The organism is Azospirillum tabaci (assembly GCF_014596085.1).
Lineage (GTDB): Bacteria > Pseudomonadota > Alphaproteobacteria > Azospirillales > Azospirillaceae > Azospirillum > Azospirillum tabaci.
Map to the genome: position 1 here is coordinate 288,579 of NZ_JACCJY010000001.1, position 15,728 is coordinate 304,306.

General features: G+C 69.6%; 18 protein-coding genes. 5 read left to right on the forward strand and 13 right to left on the reverse strand.

All coding sequences use genetic code 11. The annotated features are described in order from the left end of the window. Positions 1-9: 9 nt before the first annotated feature. The 3 genes from H0B54_RS01370 (at position 10) to H0B54_RS01380 (ending at position 1,859) form a co-directional block, all read left to right on the forward strand. The gene (locus H0B54_RS01370) at positions 10-966 is read left to right on the forward strand and encodes an acetyl-CoA carboxylase carboxyltransferase subunit alpha (RefSeq protein WP_188258939.1); all 957 of its coding nucleotides are present in this window, start codon (positions 10-12) and stop codon (positions 964-966) included. Between the two features lie 6 nt (positions 967-972). Further along, positions 973-1,515 (forward strand): MAPEG family protein, encoded by a 543-nt coding sequence (locus H0B54_RS01375; protein WP_188258940.1) that lies wholly within the window; start codon positions 973-975, stop codon positions 1,513-1,515. A gap of 86 nt (positions 1,516-1,601) precedes the next feature. Further along, positions 1,602-1,859, forward strand: coding sequence for a hypothetical protein (locus H0B54_RS01380; protein ID WP_188258941.1), 258 nt, complete (start codon positions 1,602-1,604; stop codon positions 1,857-1,859). A gap of 15 nt (positions 1,860-1,874) precedes the next feature. Here the strand turns inward: H0B54_RS01380 and H0B54_RS01385 are convergent, their stop codons facing one another. The 3 genes from H0B54_RS01385 to argB are packed head-to-tail and all read right to left on the reverse strand — an operon-like array spanning position 1,875 to position 4,096. Beyond that, the gene (locus H0B54_RS01385; protein WP_188258942.1) at positions 1,875-2,858 is read right to left on the reverse strand and encodes a magnesium transporter CorA family protein; all 984 of its coding nucleotides are present in this window, start codon (positions 2,856-2,858) and stop codon (positions 1,875-1,877) included. Between the two features lie 11 nt (positions 2,859-2,869). After that, positions 2,870-3,172, reverse strand: a complete 303-nt coding sequence (locus H0B54_RS01390) for a hypothetical protein (RefSeq protein ID WP_188258943.1) — start codon at positions 3,170-3,172, stop codon at positions 2,870-2,872. 24 nt (positions 3,173-3,196) lie between these two features. Beyond that, positions 3,197-4,096 carry an acetylglutamate kinase gene (argB, locus tag H0B54_RS01395; RefSeq protein WP_094302012.1) on the reverse strand — a complete coding sequence of 300 codons (900 nt, stop codon included), beginning with the start codon at positions 4,094-4,096 and terminating at the stop codon, positions 3,197-3,199. 169 nt (positions 4,097-4,265) lie between these two features. Between argB and H0B54_RS01400 the strand changes: the two genes are divergently transcribed. After that, on the forward strand, positions 4,266-4,496 hold the full coding sequence (locus H0B54_RS01400; RefSeq protein ID WP_137103558.1) for a hypothetical protein: 231 nt from the start codon (positions 4,266-4,268) through the stop codon (positions 4,494-4,496). 18 nt (positions 4,497-4,514) lie between these two features. Here H0B54_RS01400 and H0B54_RS01405 read toward each other — a convergent pair whose 3' ends face one another. From H0B54_RS01405 to rpmH, 6 genes are all read right to left on the reverse strand, one after another. Continuing rightward, a complete protein-coding gene (locus H0B54_RS01405; protein WP_188258944.1) occupies positions 4,515-5,783 on the reverse strand; it encodes a cation:proton antiporter domain-containing protein in 1,269 nt (422 codons plus the stop codon). Between the two features lie 4 nt (positions 5,784-5,787). Continuing rightward, the gene (gene yihA, locus H0B54_RS01410; protein WP_094301733.1) at positions 5,788-6,450 is read right to left on the reverse strand and encodes a ribosome biogenesis GTP-binding protein YihA/YsxC; all 663 of its coding nucleotides are present in this window, start codon (positions 6,448-6,450) and stop codon (positions 5,788-5,790) included. Positions 6,451-6,594: 144 nt separating this feature from the next. Further along, a complete protein-coding gene (gene yidC / locus H0B54_RS01415) occupies positions 6,595-8,334 on the reverse strand; it encodes a membrane protein insertase YidC (RefSeq protein WP_188258945.1) in 1,740 nt (579 codons plus the stop codon). 26 nt (positions 8,335-8,360) lie between these two features. Continuing rightward, the gene (gene yidD / locus H0B54_RS01420; protein WP_343068883.1) at positions 8,361-8,780 is read right to left on the reverse strand and encodes a membrane protein insertion efficiency factor YidD; all 420 of its coding nucleotides are present in this window, start codon (positions 8,778-8,780) and stop codon (positions 8,361-8,363) included. Further along, on the reverse strand, positions 8,678-9,145 hold the full coding sequence (gene rnpA, locus H0B54_RS01425; RefSeq protein ID WP_188258947.1) for a ribonuclease P protein component: 468 nt from the start codon (positions 9,143-9,145) through the stop codon (positions 8,678-8,680). Before rnpA ends, yidD begins: the two co-directional genes overlap by 103 nt. Before the next feature lie 5 nt (positions 9,146-9,150). Then, positions 9,151-9,285, reverse strand: coding sequence for a 50S ribosomal protein L34 (gene rpmH / locus H0B54_RS01430; RefSeq protein ID WP_149468452.1), 135 nt, complete (start codon positions 9,283-9,285; stop codon positions 9,151-9,153). 277 nt (positions 9,286-9,562) lie between these two features. Here rpmH and H0B54_RS01435 point away from each other — a divergent pair, with 277 nt between their 5' ends. Then, positions 9,563-11,005, forward strand: coding sequence for a hypothetical protein (locus H0B54_RS01435; RefSeq protein ID WP_188258948.1), 1,443 nt, complete (start codon positions 9,563-9,565; stop codon positions 11,003-11,005). 37 nt (positions 11,006-11,042) lie between these two features. Here the strand turns inward: H0B54_RS01435 and H0B54_RS01440 are convergent, their stop codons facing one another. Genes H0B54_RS01440 through H0B54_RS01455 form a run of 4 tightly spaced genes read right to left on the reverse strand, consistent with a single transcriptional unit; the run spans position 11,043 to position 15,605 of the window. Continuing rightward, positions 11,043-11,966, reverse strand: a complete 924-nt coding sequence (locus tag H0B54_RS01440; protein WP_188258949.1) for a glycosyltransferase family 2 protein — start codon at positions 11,964-11,966, stop codon at positions 11,043-11,045. Further along, the gene (locus H0B54_RS01445; protein ID WP_188258950.1) at positions 11,966-12,985 is read right to left on the reverse strand and encodes a glycosyltransferase; all 1,020 of its coding nucleotides are present in this window, start codon (positions 12,983-12,985) and stop codon (positions 11,966-11,968) included. Before H0B54_RS01445 ends, H0B54_RS01440 begins: the two co-directional genes overlap by 1 nt. A 29-nt stretch (positions 12,986-13,014) precedes the next feature. Further along, complete coding sequence (locus tag H0B54_RS01450; RefSeq protein WP_188258951.1) at positions 13,015-14,172, reverse strand: alginate O-acetyltransferase AlgX-related protein; 1,158 nt, start codon at positions 14,170-14,172, stop codon at positions 13,015-13,017. 20 nt (positions 14,173-14,192) lie between these two features. Beyond that, positions 14,193-15,605, reverse strand: coding sequence for a hypothetical protein (locus H0B54_RS01455; RefSeq protein WP_188258952.1), 1,413 nt, complete (start codon positions 15,603-15,605; stop codon positions 14,193-14,195). Between the last annotated feature and the right edge of the window lie 123 nt (positions 15,606-15,728).

Genomic DNA, 15,728 nt, shown 5'->3' on the forward strand with positions numbered 1-15,728 from the left:
CCTTCCGGCATGCAAACCTTCCTGGAATTCGAAAAGCCGATCGCCGAGCTTGAAGGCAAGATCGAGGAACTGCGCCACCTGACCAACGCCGGCGACATCAACATCGCCGACGAAGTGTCGAAGCTGCAGACCAAGGTCGACAAGCTCCTCCGGCAGACCTACGCGAAGCTCACCCCGGCGCAGAAGGTGCAGGTGGCCCGCCACCCGAACCGTCCGCACTGTCTGGACTATGTGAAGGGGCTGATCGACGACTTCACGCCGCTGGCCGGCGACCGCGGCTTCGCCGAAGACCGCGCGGTCATCGGCGGGCTGGGCCGCTTTCGTGGCCGCTCGGTCGTGGTGATCGGGCAGGAGAAGGGCCACGACACCGAAACGCGCGTGCGCCACAACTTCGGCATGGCCAAGCCCGAGGGCTACCGCAAGGCCCAGCGCCTGATGGACCTCGCCGACCGCTTCTCGCTGCCGGTCGTCTCGCTGGTCGACACCGCCGGCGCCTTCCCCGGCGTCCAGGCGGAGGAGCGCGGCCAGGCCGAGGCCATCGCCAAGAGCATCGAGCGCTGCCTGCGCCTGACCGTGCCCATGGTGGCCGCGGTGATCGGCGAGGGCGGGTCCGGCGGCGCCATCGCCATCGCGACGGCCGACCGGGTGCTGATGCTGGAGCACGCCATCTACTCCGTCATCTCGCCGGAGGGCTGCGCGTCGATCCTGTGGCGCAACCCCGACATGGCCGGGGAGGCCGCCGTCGCGCTGCGCCTGATCAGCCACGATCTCAAGGAACTCGGCGTCATCGACCGGGTGGTGAGCGAGCCGATCGGCGGCGCCCACCGCGACCCGGCGGAGACCGTCAAGGCGCTCGGCGACGCCATCGAGGAGTCGCTGGGCGATCTCGACGGGCTGGACGGCGAGGCGATCCGCGCCCAGCGCCGCCAGAAGTTCCTCGACATGGGCCAGAAGGGCCTGGGGTAAGGCGCCATGGCCGCCGGCCCGGAGACCCGTCCCTCCAAGACCCGTCTTCTGCGTCTGGCGGCCACCGTCAACCTCGCGGTGGTGGCCGTGGCCCTGCTGGCCCTGTGGCTGCTGCCCCCGCTGTTCGCGCCGCCGCCCGGCGTCGCCGATCCGGGCGCGCGCATGGCCTTCTGGGGGCGGCTCTCCCTGTGGCCGGCGCTGGTGCTGTTCCTGACGGTGGGCGGGGTGCTGGTCGCCCGCGCCCGCTCCGTCGCCCTGAACCCCATCGACGACGCCGAGTCGCGCTTCTACCGGGTCAGCCAGCGCGTGCTGACCAACACGGTGGAGCAGACGCTGGTCTTCGTGCCCGCCCTGGCGGCGCTGGTGGCGCAGATGCCGCTGCCCGACCTGGGCTTCGCCCGGCTGGCGACCGCGCTGTTCGTGCTGGGCCGCCTGCTGTTCTGGGCTGGCTACCTGATCCACCCCTATGTGCGGGCGCCGGGCATGGCGGTCACGCTGACCGTCAACCTCGTCGTGCTGGGCTGGGCGCTGGTGCTCGCCATCGTTTAAAGCCTCGCTTTTTTCACACCTCACCTCCCTGGCGCGTCGGGCTTATGGCATAGATGGCCTTTTGCCTTCCGACCGTTGGAGATGCCATGAAACTCCTGTCACGCTGCCCGTCTCTGCTTCAGGTCGCGCTGTCCGCGGTGCTTCTGCTGAGCGCGGTGCTCGAACTGTTCGACACCATGCTGGAAGATCTCGTCGGCGTGGAGATCACCACCGCGCACGGCCTGTTCCTGTTCGCCGCCGGCAAGATGCTCAAGGAGTGGCTTGAGGTGAGGAAGGAGTATTCCGAAGCACGGGAGAAGCTGGGCGGCGCGCGGGGCCGGGAGGCGGCCTCGCAAGCCGGTTGAGCGCTGAAGCGTCCTTTACAGCCAGCGCCGCCGCTTGAAGAAGATCATGGGCAACGCCGCCGACAGGATCATCAGCATCACCGCCAACGGATAGCCGAAGGTCCAGTCCTTTTCCGGCATGTTCGCGAAATTCATGCCGTAGATGCTGGCGACCAGGGTCGGTGGGAACAGGGCGACCGTCAGGATCGAGACGATCTTCACGATCTCATTCTGCTCGACGTTGATGCGTCCCAGCGTGGTGTCCAGCAGCAGGCTGACCTTTCCCGACAGGAACTGGGCGTATTCGCCGAGCCCCGTCACGTCCTGCAAGGCGGCGCGCGCCCAGCGCCGGGTCCGCTTGGCCGGGGTCCAGCCCTCGCCGCGGGCCAGGAAGGTCAGCAGGCGGTTGAGCGTCGACAGGCTGACATGCGCCTTGCCGATCAGGTGTCCGGTGTGGCCGATGCGCTTCAGCGTCCGGGTGTCGTTCCGCCGCTCCCCCTTGACCGGCAGGGCGCGCCCGCGGAAGGCGCGGCTGCCCATGGTGTCCAGCTCCAGCCCGACGCGGCGCAGGACGGCGGCGGTGCGCTCCACCACCCCATCCAGCAGGGCGGCCAGGACCGCCTCCGCCGTCAGCTCCGCGCCGCCGTTGCGGGTGACGCGGCGGCGGAAGGCCAGGAAGGGCTGCGGATCGACGGTGTGGATGGTGGCGAGCCGCCCGCCGGCCAGGACGAAGCTGACCGGCACGATGCGCGGCTGGTCGGTGTCGGCCCAGACCAGGACGAGCGCCGTCATGTGCACGGCGCCGGGGGTGATGCGCAGGCGGCTCGACTCCTCGATCTCGGCCATCTGCTCCCGAGTCGGCAGCTTGATGCCCATCAGCGCCTCGGCGCGGGCCAGCTCCTCCGGAGTCGGGTTCTGCAGGTCGAGCCAGACGGTTTCGGCGGGCAGCGGGGTGCGGACGCCCTCGGCCTCGCGGGCCCAGCGCAGCCGGTCACCGTCGCAGGCGAAGACGTGGAGCATGGCGGCCCGCCTTAGAGGAGACGGCCGAAGCGGCGCGGCTTGCGCGGCTGGGGCGGCTCGGCGGGGCCGTCGGTTTCCCCCTCCGGGAGGTCGAGCTGAGCGCCGTCCTGGCGCAGCGCGGCCTCCAGCTTGCGGCGGAAGGCCCCGCCGTCGTCTTTGGAGTCGAGGAAATGCCCGACGGCTTCCTTCGCCGAGTCGCGGTCGTAGGGGACCTTGCCGAAGACCGACAGCTTGGCGCGCTCCAGCAGCTTCGGGTCCATCCGTTCGCGGATGGCCTTCATCTGGCGGAGCAGGTCCTTGCGCACGTCGGACATGGCCGGTCCCCTCGCTTAACCCGGTTACTCGCGGCCGATCAGCGTGCCGGCCCCGCCCTCGGTGAAGATCTCCAGCAGCAGGGCGTGCGGCACCCGGCCATCCAGGATGACGGCGGCGTCCACACCCTGTTCGACGGCGTCGATGCAGGTCTCGATCTTCGGGATCATGCCGCCGGTGGCGGTGCCGTCGGCGATGGCGGCGCGCGCCTGGTCCAGCGACAGGCGCGGCACCAGCTCCTTGTTCTTGTCCAGAACGCCGGCGACGTCGGTCAGCAGGAAGAAGCGGGTGGCGCCCAGCGCCGAGGCGACGGCGCCCGCCGCCGTGTCGGCGTTGATGTTGTAGGTGTCGCCGTTGCGGTCGAAGCCGATCGGGGCGATGACCGGGATGATGTCCGACTGGGCGAGCGACGTGATGATCTGCGGGTTCACCTGATAGGGCTCACCGACAAAGCCGAGGTCCAGCACCTTCTCGATGTTGCTGTCCGGGTCGCGCTGGGTGCGGCGCAGCTTGCGCGCGGTGATCAGGCTGCCGTCCTTGCCCGACAGGCCGACGGCGCGGCCGCCCGCGTTGTTGATGGCGGCGACGATCTGCTTGTTGATGGAGCCGGCCAGCACCATCTCGACCACCTCGACCGTCTCCTTGTCGGTGACGCGCAGGCCGTCGATGAAGCTGGACTTGATGGCCAGCCGCTGCAGCATCTGACCAATCTGCGGGCCGCCGCCGTGCACGACCACGGGGTTGATGCCGACCTGCTTCAGCAGGACGATGTCGCGGGCGAACTTCTCCGCCAGGCTGTCGTCACCCATGGCGTGGCCGCCGTACTTGATGACGAAGGTGCGCCCGGCGTAGCGGCGCATGTAGGGCAGGGCTTCGGACAGGGTGCGGGCCTTGGCGAGCCACTCGTCGCGGGTCGTGTTCTGCACGGGATGGAGCCGTTCGTCGGGGTGGGCCAATCGGGTGAGATTCCGCCGACTCTTTAACGGAAAGCGCGGGGGGTGCCTAGGGGGCTTTTTCAGGCGGGCGCCGCGTCCGGGAACCCTTGCCGCGCCCGGCGGTTCGCCAAAGCAGGACGAACCGCCCAAGGACCCGGTCATGAACGACCGCATCATGCCGACGCCGCGCAACCCCTTCACCGAGGCCCACAAGGCCGAGATGGAGGAGACCGCCCGGCGGGCCGAGGAAATCTACGGCTCCCCCGACGCGCAGGAGGTGACGGAGGCCAACAAGGCGCTGAAGGAACAGGCCCGCGGGGACGGCAAGGCCGGGTCGGAGGGACCGGGCGCCGATCCGGTGGTGACCGGGAACGTGCGCAAGCCCGGTTGAGGGAGCCCGGCTGACGGGTCAGGCTGTGCCGGCGTGACCCGCCCGGCGGCCGGCGATCCGCCCGGCCAGCAGGGTCATCGGCTGGGTCAGCGCGGTGACCACCACCGCCATCAGCACCATGGCGGAGAAGCAGGCGTCCGACAGCACACCGGCCTCCAGCAGGATGGTCAGGACGATCACCTCCATCAGCCCCTTACAGGACATCAGCGTGCCGAGCCGCCAGGAATCGGCGGCGCTCTCGCCCGACAGCCGGGCGGGCAGGGCGGTGCCCAGAACCTTGCCCAGGATGGTCGCCACCGTCGCCAGAGCGAAGACCCACCATTGCGCCGCGGCGGCGAGGTCGAGATTGACCTTCAGACCGGTCAGGGTGAAGAAGAAGGGCAGCAGGATCAGCGTGGCGAAATGCTCCAGCCGGTCCAGGATGGCCGCCGCCAGCCGCCGCGGCATGACCGTGCCGGCGACGAAGGCGCCCAGGATGTAGTGCAGCCCGATCAGCTCCGTCACCGCGGCGGAACCGAGCAGGGCGGCGCAGGTGACCACCACCACCATGTCGCCGACATCACCGTCCGGGGCGATGCGGTTCATCAGCCGGGTCAGCAGGGGGCGCGCGAACAGCGCCGTCGCGGCCAGATAGGCGAAGCCCAGGACGGCGATCCACGCCACCCCGGCGAAGCCGCCGCTTCCCCCCGCCGCCAGGGCCAGCACGGCGGTGATGAGAATCCACAGCAGCGCGTCGTTGACCGCCGCGTAGCCCAGCGCCAACCGGCCGACCCGCTCCCCGAGCAGACCCATCTCGCGCAGGATGGCGCCCAGCACCGGCAGCGCGGTCACCCCGACGCAGATGCCGAAGCCCGCGGCGAACAGCAGCGGGTCGGCCTTCGGTCCGGCCATCTCCGGGAAGGCGCCGACGATCCACCAGCCGAGCGCCCCGCCGAGCAGGGTCGGCACCATCATGCTCGACAGGCTGATCCCGACGAAGGCGCGACCGCGGCCCTTGAACTCCTCCAGATCGAGATGCAGCCCGGTCAGGAAGGCGAAGAAGACCACGGCGAGCAGAGCCAGACCGGAGAGCGGCGCCAGCGATCCCTTGGCGAACAGCGGTTGCCAGAGTTCCGGGGCGGCCTGCCCGAGAACCGAAGGGCCGAGCGCGATCCCGAACAGGATCTGGATGACCACCATCGGGGCCACATGCTTCAGGCCGGACAGCCGCCACAACAGGAACGGACCGGCGATCAGCAGGATCGCCTGGAGGAGGAACAGCAGCGCCGGCGTCAGCTCGACGGGCATCGGGTCATCCCAGGCTGGCGAGCTGGGCGAGGCTGGCCCGCAGCTCGGCGATTCCCTGGCCCTTCTCGGAGCTGGTGACGTGGATCTCCGGGAAGGCGGCGGGGTGCTTCTTGATGGCCGCGACGGTGCGCTTGCTCACCTCGGCCAGCTCCTGCGACCGCACCTTGTCCGACTTGGTCAGGACGACGACGTAGGGCACCGCCGCCTGATCGAGCATCGTCATGATCTCCTCGTCGTTGGGCTTCAGCCCGTGGCGCGAATCGACCAGCACCAGAGCCCGGCGCAGCGTGACGCGGCCGCGCAGGAAGCGGCGGACCATGTCGTTCCAGATCTCGATCTTCTCCTTCGACTCCTTGGCGTAGCCGTAGCCGGGCATGTCCACCAGCTTCAGCCGGTTGCCGAGGTTGAAGAAGTTGAGCTGCTGGGTGCGGCCCGGCGTGTTGGAGGTGCGGGCCAGCGTCTTGCGCCCGGTCAGCGCGTTGACGAGGCTGGACTTGCCGACGTTGGAGCGCCCGGCGAAGGCGACCTCCGGCAGGTCGGCCTCCGGCAGCTGCTCCGCCGTCTGGGCGCCCCAGATGAAATCGCATTCCTTGGCGAACAGAAGCCGCCCCGCTTCCAGGGCCTCCTCGTCGAAACCGGAGATCGGGGAGCTGCTGGAAGAGGTCATGGACGGCGCTTTCGAAAGACACGGGGTACGGATGATCGTGACCGGCCCAAAACATAACCGCCGGCAAACGCCCGTCAAGGGAGGCGCTTGCCGGCGGTCGATGCCCTGATGTCAGGGAAGCCGGGTATCAGGCGAAGAGAACCCTCAGGTCACCTTCACACCGTCCTGCCGCATGATGATCCACTGCTGGGCGATGGACAGGGTGTTGTTCCAGGCCCAGTAGATCACCAGACCAGCCGGGAAGCTGGCGAGCATGAAGGTGAAGATGATCGGCAGGAACTGGAACACCTTCTGCTGCACCGGATCGGGCGGTGCCGGGTTCAGCTTCTGCTGGAAGTACATGGTGATGCCCATGATGATCGGCCACAGGCCCAGCATCAGGATGTGCGGCGGCTGCCACGGGATCAGACCGAACAGGTTGAAGATGGTGGTCGGATCGGGCGCGGACAGGTCGTGGATCCAGCCGAAGAACGGCGCGTGCCGCATTTCGATGGTCACGAACAGCACCTTGTACAGCGCGAAGAAGACCGGGATCTGGATCAGGATCGGCAGGCAGCCCGACACCGGCGAGACCTTCTCGCGCTTGTAGAGCGCCATCATCTCCTGGTTCAGGCGGACCTTGTCGTCGCCGAAGCGGTCGCGCAGCTCCATCATCTTGGGCTGCAGCTTCTTCATCTTGGCCATCGCGTGATAGGACTTGTTGGCCAGCGGGAAGAAGGCCAGCTTCACGATCACGGTGAAGACCAGGATGGCGACGCCGAAGTTGCCGAACAGGCGGCCCAGCAGGTCCAGCCCGTAGAAGAACGGCTTGGTCAGGAAGTAGAACCAGCCGAAGTCGATCGCCAGATCGAAGTTGGCGATGCCCAGCTTGTCCGAATAGTCGTCCAGCAGGCGGACCTGCTTGGCGCCGGCGAACAGGCGGTCGGTCAGTTCGATGGTGGCGCCGGGGGCGACCTCCACGGCCTTGCCGAGCGTGTCGACCTGATAGCGGTCGGCGGCGCCGGGGGCGGAGTGGACGAAGCGGGCGGTGATCGGGGCCTTCTGGTCGGGGACCAGCGAGACCAGCCAGTACTTGTCGGTGATGCCGATCCAGCCGCCGGTCGACTGGGCGGAGATGGTGCCGGCCTTGCGCAGGTCGTCGTACTTGTGCTCGTTCAGCTTGCCGTCGAAGACGCCGAGCGGGCCCTCATGCAGGATGTAGTAGCCGTCGGTGTGCGGCGTGCCGGCGCGGCTGACCAGGCTGTAGGGCAGCAGGCTGACCGGGGCGGAGCCGGTGTTGCGCACCTTCTGGGTGACCGTGAACATGAAGTTCGGATCGACCGCGATGGTGCGCTCGAACACCAGCCCCTTGCCGTTGTCCCAGGTCAGGACCAGCGGCTGGTCCGGCGTCAGCGCGGTGCCGGCGGCGGTCCAGCGGGTGTCGGCGCCGGGAACCGGCTGCGACTTGTCCTCCGGAACCCAGCCGAACTCGGCGTAATAGGCCTCGGGCGTGCCGGCGGGGGCCAGCAGGACGATTTCCGGGCTCTTGGGATCGGGGGTGACGCGGTAGTCGGCCAGCGTCAGGTCGTCGATGCGGCCCCCAACCAGATTGACCGATCCGTGCAGCGACGGCGTGTTGATCTTGACGCGCGTTCCGGCGGCCATCTGCTCGGCGAGCAGGCCGGCGCGGTCGCGGACCGTGGCGGGAGCCGCCGTGCCGGGGACCGAACCGGGAGCGGCGCCCGGAGCGGGCGCGGCGCCGGGGGCGACCGACTGCTCCGTCTGGGCGGCCTGCTGCGCAGCCTGCTGCTGCTTCACCCGGGGTCCATCGTAGAAATATTGGAATCCCAGGAGGATGGCGATCGACAGAGCGATCGCGAGGATGAGGTTGCGTTGATCGGTCATGGCATCCCGGTTGCCGTGGGCCTTCATCAAGAAGGGGGCCGAACGCCGGCTTTCAGGCCGGCATGCGAATTGCTGCATCGATGCGCCGCCTCGTCCGGCCCGTGCGAACAGCGGGTGGACCGCCCCGGTTCGGGCACGGGATCATATCCCCACCCGCCCCAGGGATGGCAGCGCAGAAGCCTCCGGACGGTCAGCCAACTGCCCCGGATCGCTCCGTGCTTAGATAGCGCATCCAGCGCATAGTTTGAACAGGTCGGCTGAAATCGGCAGTGCCACCCGATGAAGGGCGACAGGGTCCACTGATAGCCGACCACGAGCGCGCGCAGAAAATAGGCGAGCGGGCTCACGCGCCGGTCTCCCCGCCGCCGGAACCGTTGCCGGTCCCGCCGTTGGGTGTGACGGCGTTTGGCCCGCCATTCACCTCGTTCTTGGACGCATCGCGCCACAGACCGAGGCGTTTCAGCGCCGCGATCAGATCGCCCAGCAGCTCCGTCCACGGCCGTTCGGCCGTCGCGGCGCGGGCCACCAGCACGAAATCGTGACCGGGGGCCGCGTGGGCGATCAGAATTTGGCGGGCCGCTTCGCGAAGGCGGCGGCGTGCGCGATTGCGCACGACCGCGTTCCCCACTTTGCGGCTCGCCGTCAGGCCAAGACGAATCGGCGGCTCGCCAGGGGCGGGCCGCTGCCGTTCGTCGTGTCGGCGCACCTGCAGGATAAGGCCGGGAGCCACATGCTTGCGCCGTGTACCGGCCACGGCCAGAAACTCCGGCCGCCGCTTCAGGCGCCCGACCCTGGGGTCCGGCGCCGCCATGCGTATCAGGCGCTCAGGACCTTGCGGCCCTTGGCGCGACGGCGGGCAATCACCTTGCGGCCACCGACGGTCGCCATGCGGGCGCGGAAGCCATGCCGGCGCTTGCGCACGATTTTGCTGGGCTGGAACGTGCGTTTCACGGCACCATACTCCTCGATCTCAGGGCAAAAAATGAGCCCCGCTGTATAGAGGTCCCGCCCCCCGGAGTCAATCACGCGCTGCCACCCAAGCGTGGGAAATATTCTCCGTCCGGATGGAAGGTGGCGCAAAGGAGGGTGAAAAGGGGTAGGGGCCTGCCTCCCCCGCCGTGCGGCGTGTTTACCCCCTGACATCGCGAAAGGTCCGGGGGAAGTCGGCATGCTGCACCGGCGGCAATTCATCGTGTCCAGAAACGCCCATGCGCTCCGTCCGGATTGGGTGAGCCGTGACATCGGCGGGCTGGTCCTGTCCCATTGTCCCGATCTGCCGGTCCGGCGTGTGCTGGGCGCCGACAAGACGGTTTGGCACCTGCTGGGGCTTCCCGTGCAGACCGACCCGGCGCGCCCCGACCCGGTGGAGGCGCTGACCGCCGCGCGCGCCGGGGACATCGCGGAGCTGTGCCGTTCCTGGACGGGGCGCTGGCTTCTGCTCAACAACCGGGCGGTCCATCTCGACACCGGCGGGACCCTCGGCTGCTTCTACGGGATGGTGGACGGCGCGTTGACCCTCACCTCCAGCGCCGGGGTGATGGCGGAACTGCTGGGCGAGGAGGCGAGCTTCCGCCGTCCGCTGGCCCACGAGGCCGGGCTGGACTGGTACCCGCTGCCCGGTTCCGGGCTGGCGGGGGTGCGTCGGCTGCTGCCGACCCAGGTGCTCGACCCCGCCCGCCCGATGGACGATCCGGGCTTCCTGACCTTCCGCCGGCCCTTCCCGGCGGTGCCGCCGGGCTTTTCCGATTCGCTCGCCTATGAGCGGATGGAGTCCATCCTGGTCACCGCCATCCGCAACCTGCACCGAACCCTGTCGGGGCCGGAAGGCGGCAACCGCCCGCTGATGCTCCAGCTCACCGCCGGCTACGACACGCGGCTGCTGCTGGCGGCGGCGCACAAGGCCGAGGTGCCCTTCGCCACCTTCACCTTCGACCACCGCGACCTGACGCCGGGCGACCGCAAGCTGCCGCCGAAGCTGGCCCGGTTGGCCGGGGTGGAGCATCACCTGATCCCCTGTCCGCCGCTGGACGCCCAGCGGGCGCGCGACTACGCCGCCCACACCGGCGGGCACACCGCGGCGATGGACGGGGAGTTCTACGCCAACGGCGCCTGGGACGGTGTACCGGAGGGCGCGGTGGTCCTGCACGGCGGCGTCTTCGAGGTGGCGCGCTGCTTCTACTGGGGACAGATCCCGCCGGGACTCGCCGCGGACGGCGAGGACACCGCCGCGCGCCTGTTCGACGCCTTCCGCGGCAAGCTCTACAACCCGCCGTCCCACTGCGAGGCCCTGCGCGAGTGGCTGGCCTGGGTGGTCAAGACGCCGGACGTCCTGCCGGGGGGTACGATGGACCTGCGCGACCGCTTCTATCTGGAGCAGCGGGTGGCCGGCTGGCTGTCAGCCATCGACCAGGGGGTGGACCTGACCGGGCGGCAGCTCTTCCAGGTCGGCAACTGCGCGGACTTCCTGGCGATCGCCCTGGCCATGCCGGTGGATGTCCGCCGCTCCAGCCAGCATCAGGCGGAGCTGATCCGCCGCATGGCCCCCGACCTGCTGAGCGAGCCGATCAACCCGCCGCAGCCCGCCGTGCTGCGCCAGCTCCGCAAGCTGCCGCGCCGCCTGAACAAGCTGCGCACGGCGATCGGGCACCATTTGGCGCGAACGTCGGCGTAGGTGGTGGCGGCTTTAAGGGGGGCGGCTTGCCCCCACCCTAACCCTCCCCCGCTGGGCGGGGGAGGGGATTGTGGGCTGGCGCCGGGTCGGATTGGGGAAGGCCGGGTGCGGCCGTCTTGGAGAGGTGCAGCCAGCGGCGGTAGGCGTCCTCGCTGACGGGCACGCGGTGCTTCAGGCCGACGCGGAGGATCTCCGGCAGGGCCAGCAGGACCTTCAGGTCGGTCAGCCTCGGGCCGTGGCGCAGGTTCTTCCAGCTGTTGCCGATCCAGCTCCGCGCGAAGCGCCAGGGGAGCAGGCGGGCGGGGCAGCGGGCGATCTCTCGGATCAGGTCGTTGCGGTGGTTGTAGAAGCGCTCCAGCCCCGGCTTGCGGCCCTTCTCGCTCTTGTCGTGATAGACCATGACGCCGGGCAGCGCGACCACCCGGTGGCCGGCGCCGATCAGCCGCAGGCAGCGGTCCTTCTCCTCCCCCTGGCGGTACAGCTCCGGCATGTAGAGGCCGACGGCGGCGACCGCGCTGCGGCGCAGCAGATGGCCGCAGCCGACGTACCAGGGCGCGTCGAAGGGGTCGGCCCGCCGCGGGAAATAGACCAGACCGTCGCGCGTCTCGATGTTGCAGGCCACCGCCGCCACGTCCGCGTGAGTCTCCATGTAGGCCACCGCGCGGGCGAGGCCGTCCGGCTCGGCGAACCAGGAATCGTCGTCCACCGACAGCACGTAATCGCCCGCCGTGTTCACGAAGCCGAAGTTGCGGGCGTAGATCAGCCCGGCGTTGTGCGGCAGCCGGACGTAGCGGACGGTGGGGAACTCCCCCCGCACCATCGCGTCGGTGCCGTCCGTGGACCCGTCGTCCACCACCAGGATCTCGGCGACGGGGTGCGTCTGGGCCAGCAGGCGGGACAGCGCGGTGCGAAGCTCCGGCGCGCGGTTGAAGGTGGCGATGACGGCGCTGACGGTGGGCATCAGGCGACCTCGCTGGAGGACGACGAGGCGGCGCGCGGCCGCTCGGGCAGAGGCAGCCGGACCGGCGGGCGCTTCAGCTCCTCCGGATACTCGTCGCGCAGGCCGGACAGGTAGCTGTCCAGGAAGACGCGCAAGCCCCGGAAGTCCCGGTTCACCAGATAATGGGCGGTGTATTTGGCGATCATGCGCGGGATCACCCCCGCCTTCTCGTAGTTGGCGTGGATGTAGCCCATGTTGCGGAAGAAATGCGGCGCCCGGTCAGCCCGCATCGTCTCCACCGTGCCCAGCCGGCCGCCCAGCACCTTGTGCTCCGTCCGCGACATGCCGGGATGGATGTGGAGCGCCTTCACCGCCGTGCCGACCTTCAGCCCGGCGCGGCGTGCGCGCAGGGTGAACTCGTACTCGTCGCCCCAGATGAACATCTCGCGCTTCACGTTGCCGATCCGCTCGAACACCGCCCGCCCGATCAGCGTGCCGTTGAACAGGGCGATGGTGCCCGGCACCAGCCCGTCCACCGCCCGCGCCATCAGGCTGTCCGGGTCGCGGGTGCCCTGCATGGGGAAGGCCAGGGTGGAGCGGTCCTCCGCCGCCAGCACCAGCGGGCCGACCATGGACAGGCCGTGGTGCCGCGCCTGGACCAGCAGCTCGGCCAGCGAGCCCGGCTGCGGGATGCCGTCGTCGTCGGTGCTCCAGATCCAGCGGGCGCCGAGGCCGAGCGCCGTCTCGAAGGCGGTGTGGTAGGCGCCGGCGGAGCCGCAATTGGCCTGCCGCACCACGACCAGCGCGTCGTCCCACGCCTCCTTCTGCGCGGCCAGCCACTCCGGCGTGCCGTCGCTGGATCCGCTGTCCACCACCACCAGCCGCTCCGGTCGCGGGTGCTGCCCGAGGATCGCCGCGACGCAGGTGGCCAGAAGCGGCAGGCGGTTGTGGGTGACGACGATCGCCACGACGCCTTGGGCGATGTCCGCCGGGACGCTGTTTGCCGGGCCGTCGTCTGCCGGGAATATGTCCTGAGCCATGGCTGGGCGGTTCCTCCTGGTCCTGTCCATCAGTCGGTTTGGGTGCGCGTGGTGGCGCAGTCGCCCTGGCCCGGCCGGCAGGGCAGGATGGCGACGTCGGGCGAGGGATCGGTGGCGCCGGACAGCACGCCCAGCCGCCCCAGCGTGCGGGCGACCGTGCGCGCCGCGTAGAGCTGCCCCTCCAACCCCCAGCGGCTGCCGTTGGGAGCGTAGAGATCGCGCACCCCGCCGGCGGCCAGCGCCGTCAGACCGGCGGCCAGAGGCACCGCCTGAAGCGTCGGGTCGGCGGCCATGACCTCGTCCACCGCGGACCGGTGGGGCGGGGGGTCGAGCAGGAAATCGGCGTAGACCGTCCCTTTGTCGGGCGCGACCAGCAGCAGGAAGCGCGTCACGCCGTTGGCCTCCACCGCGTCCTGGATCGCGTGCAGCCCGGCGCGGCGCTCCTCCAGCAGGCGGTGGTCGGCGCGCCAGGGCTGGAAATCCTCCGCGCGGAAGAGGGTGGTCGTTGCGGCGGCGGAGCTGAACAGGCCCGCATAGGCCAGGGCCCGCTCTTCCACCGGACCGCCGGTCACGTTCAGAACCGTGCGCGGCAGCGCCTTGACCAGCAGGTCGAGCGCGTGGCCGACCGGCGGCGGGTTCCAGGCCTGCGCGCGGGTGCGCTCAAGGGACCGTGGCTGGCGGTTGAGGGGCTGGACGGCGAGGGGGCGCAGCGTCGTCACCCCGTGGGGGCGGGGAGCGGTGACGGTGGACAGGTCCAGCCCGCCGACGCGCTCCCCCAGGTCGCGCTCCGATAACTGCAGGATCACGACGCGCGGCGGGCGCTCCCGGAAGTCGGGGGAGGCCAGATAGGCGGCCAGCGGCGCGGCGCCCGCGGGCCGCACGCCCACGGTCAGGCCGGTCAGATTGCGCAGATGGTCGGTCCAGTAACGGCCGTAGCGGGCGTGGCGCTCCTCCGCCTCGGGCCGGGAGAATCCGTCGCCGAACACCAGCACGTCGTAACCGGCGCCGGTCCGCGCCGCCTCGGCCAGCGGAGGCACGAAGATCGCGTGGGGCGCCTTGGGGCCGAATCGGTTCTCCGCGTAGCCGCCCAGTTCCGTCAGGTCGCCGTCGGGCGGGTCCAGCACGAAGGCCAGCGGCAGGATCAGGGCCGCGGCCAGGGCCAGCCCGCGCAGAACGATCCTGTCCAATCCGCCCTTCACCGGTCGCCTCACGCCCGGTCCGCGGGGAACCGGAAGCCGGGCAGGCGGAAAATGGATATGCGGTTGTGGGTGAGCGGCGACCCGGCGGAGTCGCCGATCCACAGGCGCAGCGCCTTGGTCGCGCCGATCCACAGCAGGATGGGCAGCAGCGAGAAGAAGCCGAACTTGACGATGGTGATGTTGCCGTCGCGGTACCATTGCAGCGACAGCGGGATGAAGGCGCAATAGAACAGCACCGCGTAGCGGTTGGTGAAGCCCGACTCCCAGAACCAGCGGTGCAGCCGGCCCAGGATCAGCCCCACCACCACCATGGTGACGATCACGCCGATCCACCCCGCGCTCATCCAGCCGTCGCCGGCCAGCGAGGTGGTCAGGTTGGAGAAGTTGCCGAAATCATGCAGCGACACCCATTTGACCGGCGCGCCGATGGGCTTGTCCGGCCACAGCATGCGCGGGATCGGCTCGGTGAAGAGCTGCAGGTACTGGGTGAACCAGGTGTAGGTCCCCGACTGCTGAGGCACCGCCCACAGGATGAAGGCCAGGAAGTCGAAGTTGGCGATGTCCTGGTTCGACACGCTCTCCACGAAGGAGCCCTGGCCGCCCTGGAAGATGCTGAACAGCTTGCCCGGATTCTCGGTGCCGGCCAGCACGCCGCGCAGGAAGTCGCGGTTGTTGCCCAGCGTGTGGAACAGCAGCAGCACCGGGAGGCCGCAGGCGAGCTGCCACCAGCGGAACCACTTGGTGCGCGTGTGGTAGAGGATCAGCAGCACCATGCCCAGCACGCCCATGATGATCGCCCATCGCCCCCAGCCGAGATAGGCGCGGTAGCTGACGAAGGCGATGAAGGGGATGAAGGACAGCGGGTGGAAGCGGCTGACCCAGATGATGCCCAGCGTCAGCGGCAGCCCCATCGAATGGGCCTCGGCGATGTAGCCGGTGGTGTTGACGTAGACCGGCTGGCCGGTCAGCGGGTCGCGCTCCATCTGCACGTCGCCGGTGCCGGTGAAGTCGGCGCCGTCCTGGCGCAGAATGGCCGAATAGATGGCCAGCGGCCCCAGCGCCGCCACGGTCAGGGCGAAGGCGGTGATGTCCAGCCGGTCGAAGGTGAAGGTGGGCGCCCGGCTGAAATCCGGCTTCACCCGTCCGGCCCAGCCGCAGGCGACGGAGAAGGCGACCAGGGCGACCGAACTGACCGTCAGCGACTTCACGAACTCCGCCGCACTCGGCCAGTAGCCCATGAACAGCCAGGCGTTGTCGATGCCGAAGCCGTGGACCAGCAGCGGGCGGATCACGAAGACCAGCGTGTGGAAGATCAGATAGTAGGTCAGCGGGTGGAACATCGACGCGGTGCCGGTGCTCAGGAAGGCCACGATGACCAGGGCCACCACCAGCACCTGCGCGATCAACGCCGTTTCGATCATACCGGACTCCGCTTGGCCTCGTGAACGCGCGGCACCGCCGGCCACGGCCCGTGGTGACGGCCGGTGGGGCGGTGTCGTCGTGCCGACCCTCAAGAGCGAAGGCGGCGCATCCGGAAGCAACGC

Bases quoted from the DNA above. Each gene is read 5' to 3' on its own strand.
- rnpA (WP_188258947.1), bottom strand. From the start codon at position 9,145: ATGGCGGCGCCGGACCCCAGGGTCGGGCGCCTGAAGCGGCGGCCGGAG.
- H0B54_RS01400 (WP_137103558.1), top strand. From the start codon at position 4,266: ATGAACGACCGCATCATGCCGACGCCGCGCAACCCCTTCACCGAGGCC.
- H0B54_RS01375 (WP_188258940.1), top strand. From the start codon at position 973: ATGGCCGCCGGCCCGGAGACCCGTCCCTCCAAGACCCGTCTTCTGCGT.
- H0B54_RS01405 (WP_188258944.1), bottom strand. From the start codon at position 5,783: ATGCCCGTCGAGCTGACGCCGGCGCTGCTGTTCCTCCTCCAGGCGATC.
- H0B54_RS01380 (WP_188258941.1), top strand. From the start codon at position 1,602: ATGAAACTCCTGTCACGCTGCCCGTCTCTGCTTCAGGTCGCGCTGTCC.
- yihA (WP_094301733.1), bottom strand. From the start codon at position 6,450: ATGACCTCTTCCAGCAGCTCCCCGATCTCCGGTTTCGACGAGGAGGCC.
- H0B54_RS01390 (WP_188258943.1), bottom strand. From the start codon at position 3,172: ATGTCCGACGTGCGCAAGGACCTGCTCCGCCAGATGAAGGCCATCCGC.
- H0B54_RS01385 (WP_188258942.1), bottom strand. From the start codon at position 2,858: ATGCTCCACGTCTTCGCCTGCGACGGTGACCGGCTGCGCTGGGCCCGC.
- H0B54_RS01445 (WP_188258950.1), bottom strand. From the start codon at position 12,985: ATGGCTCAGGACATATTCCCGGCAGACGACGGCCCGGCAAACAGCGTC.
- H0B54_RS01440 (WP_188258949.1), bottom strand. From the start codon at position 11,966: ATGCCCACCGTCAGCGCCGTCATCGCCACCTTCAACCGCGCGCCGGAG.
- yidC (WP_188258945.1), bottom strand. From the start codon at position 8,334: ATGACCGATCAACGCAACCTCATCCTCGCGATCGCTCTGTCGATCGCC.
- H0B54_RS01455 (WP_188258952.1), bottom strand. From the start codon at position 15,605: ATGATCGAAACGGCGTTGATCGCGCAGGTGCTGGTGGTGGCCCTGGTC.
- H0B54_RS01370 (WP_188258939.1), top strand. From the start codon at position 10: ATGCAAACCTTCCTGGAATTCGAAAAGCCGATCGCCGAGCTTGAAGGC.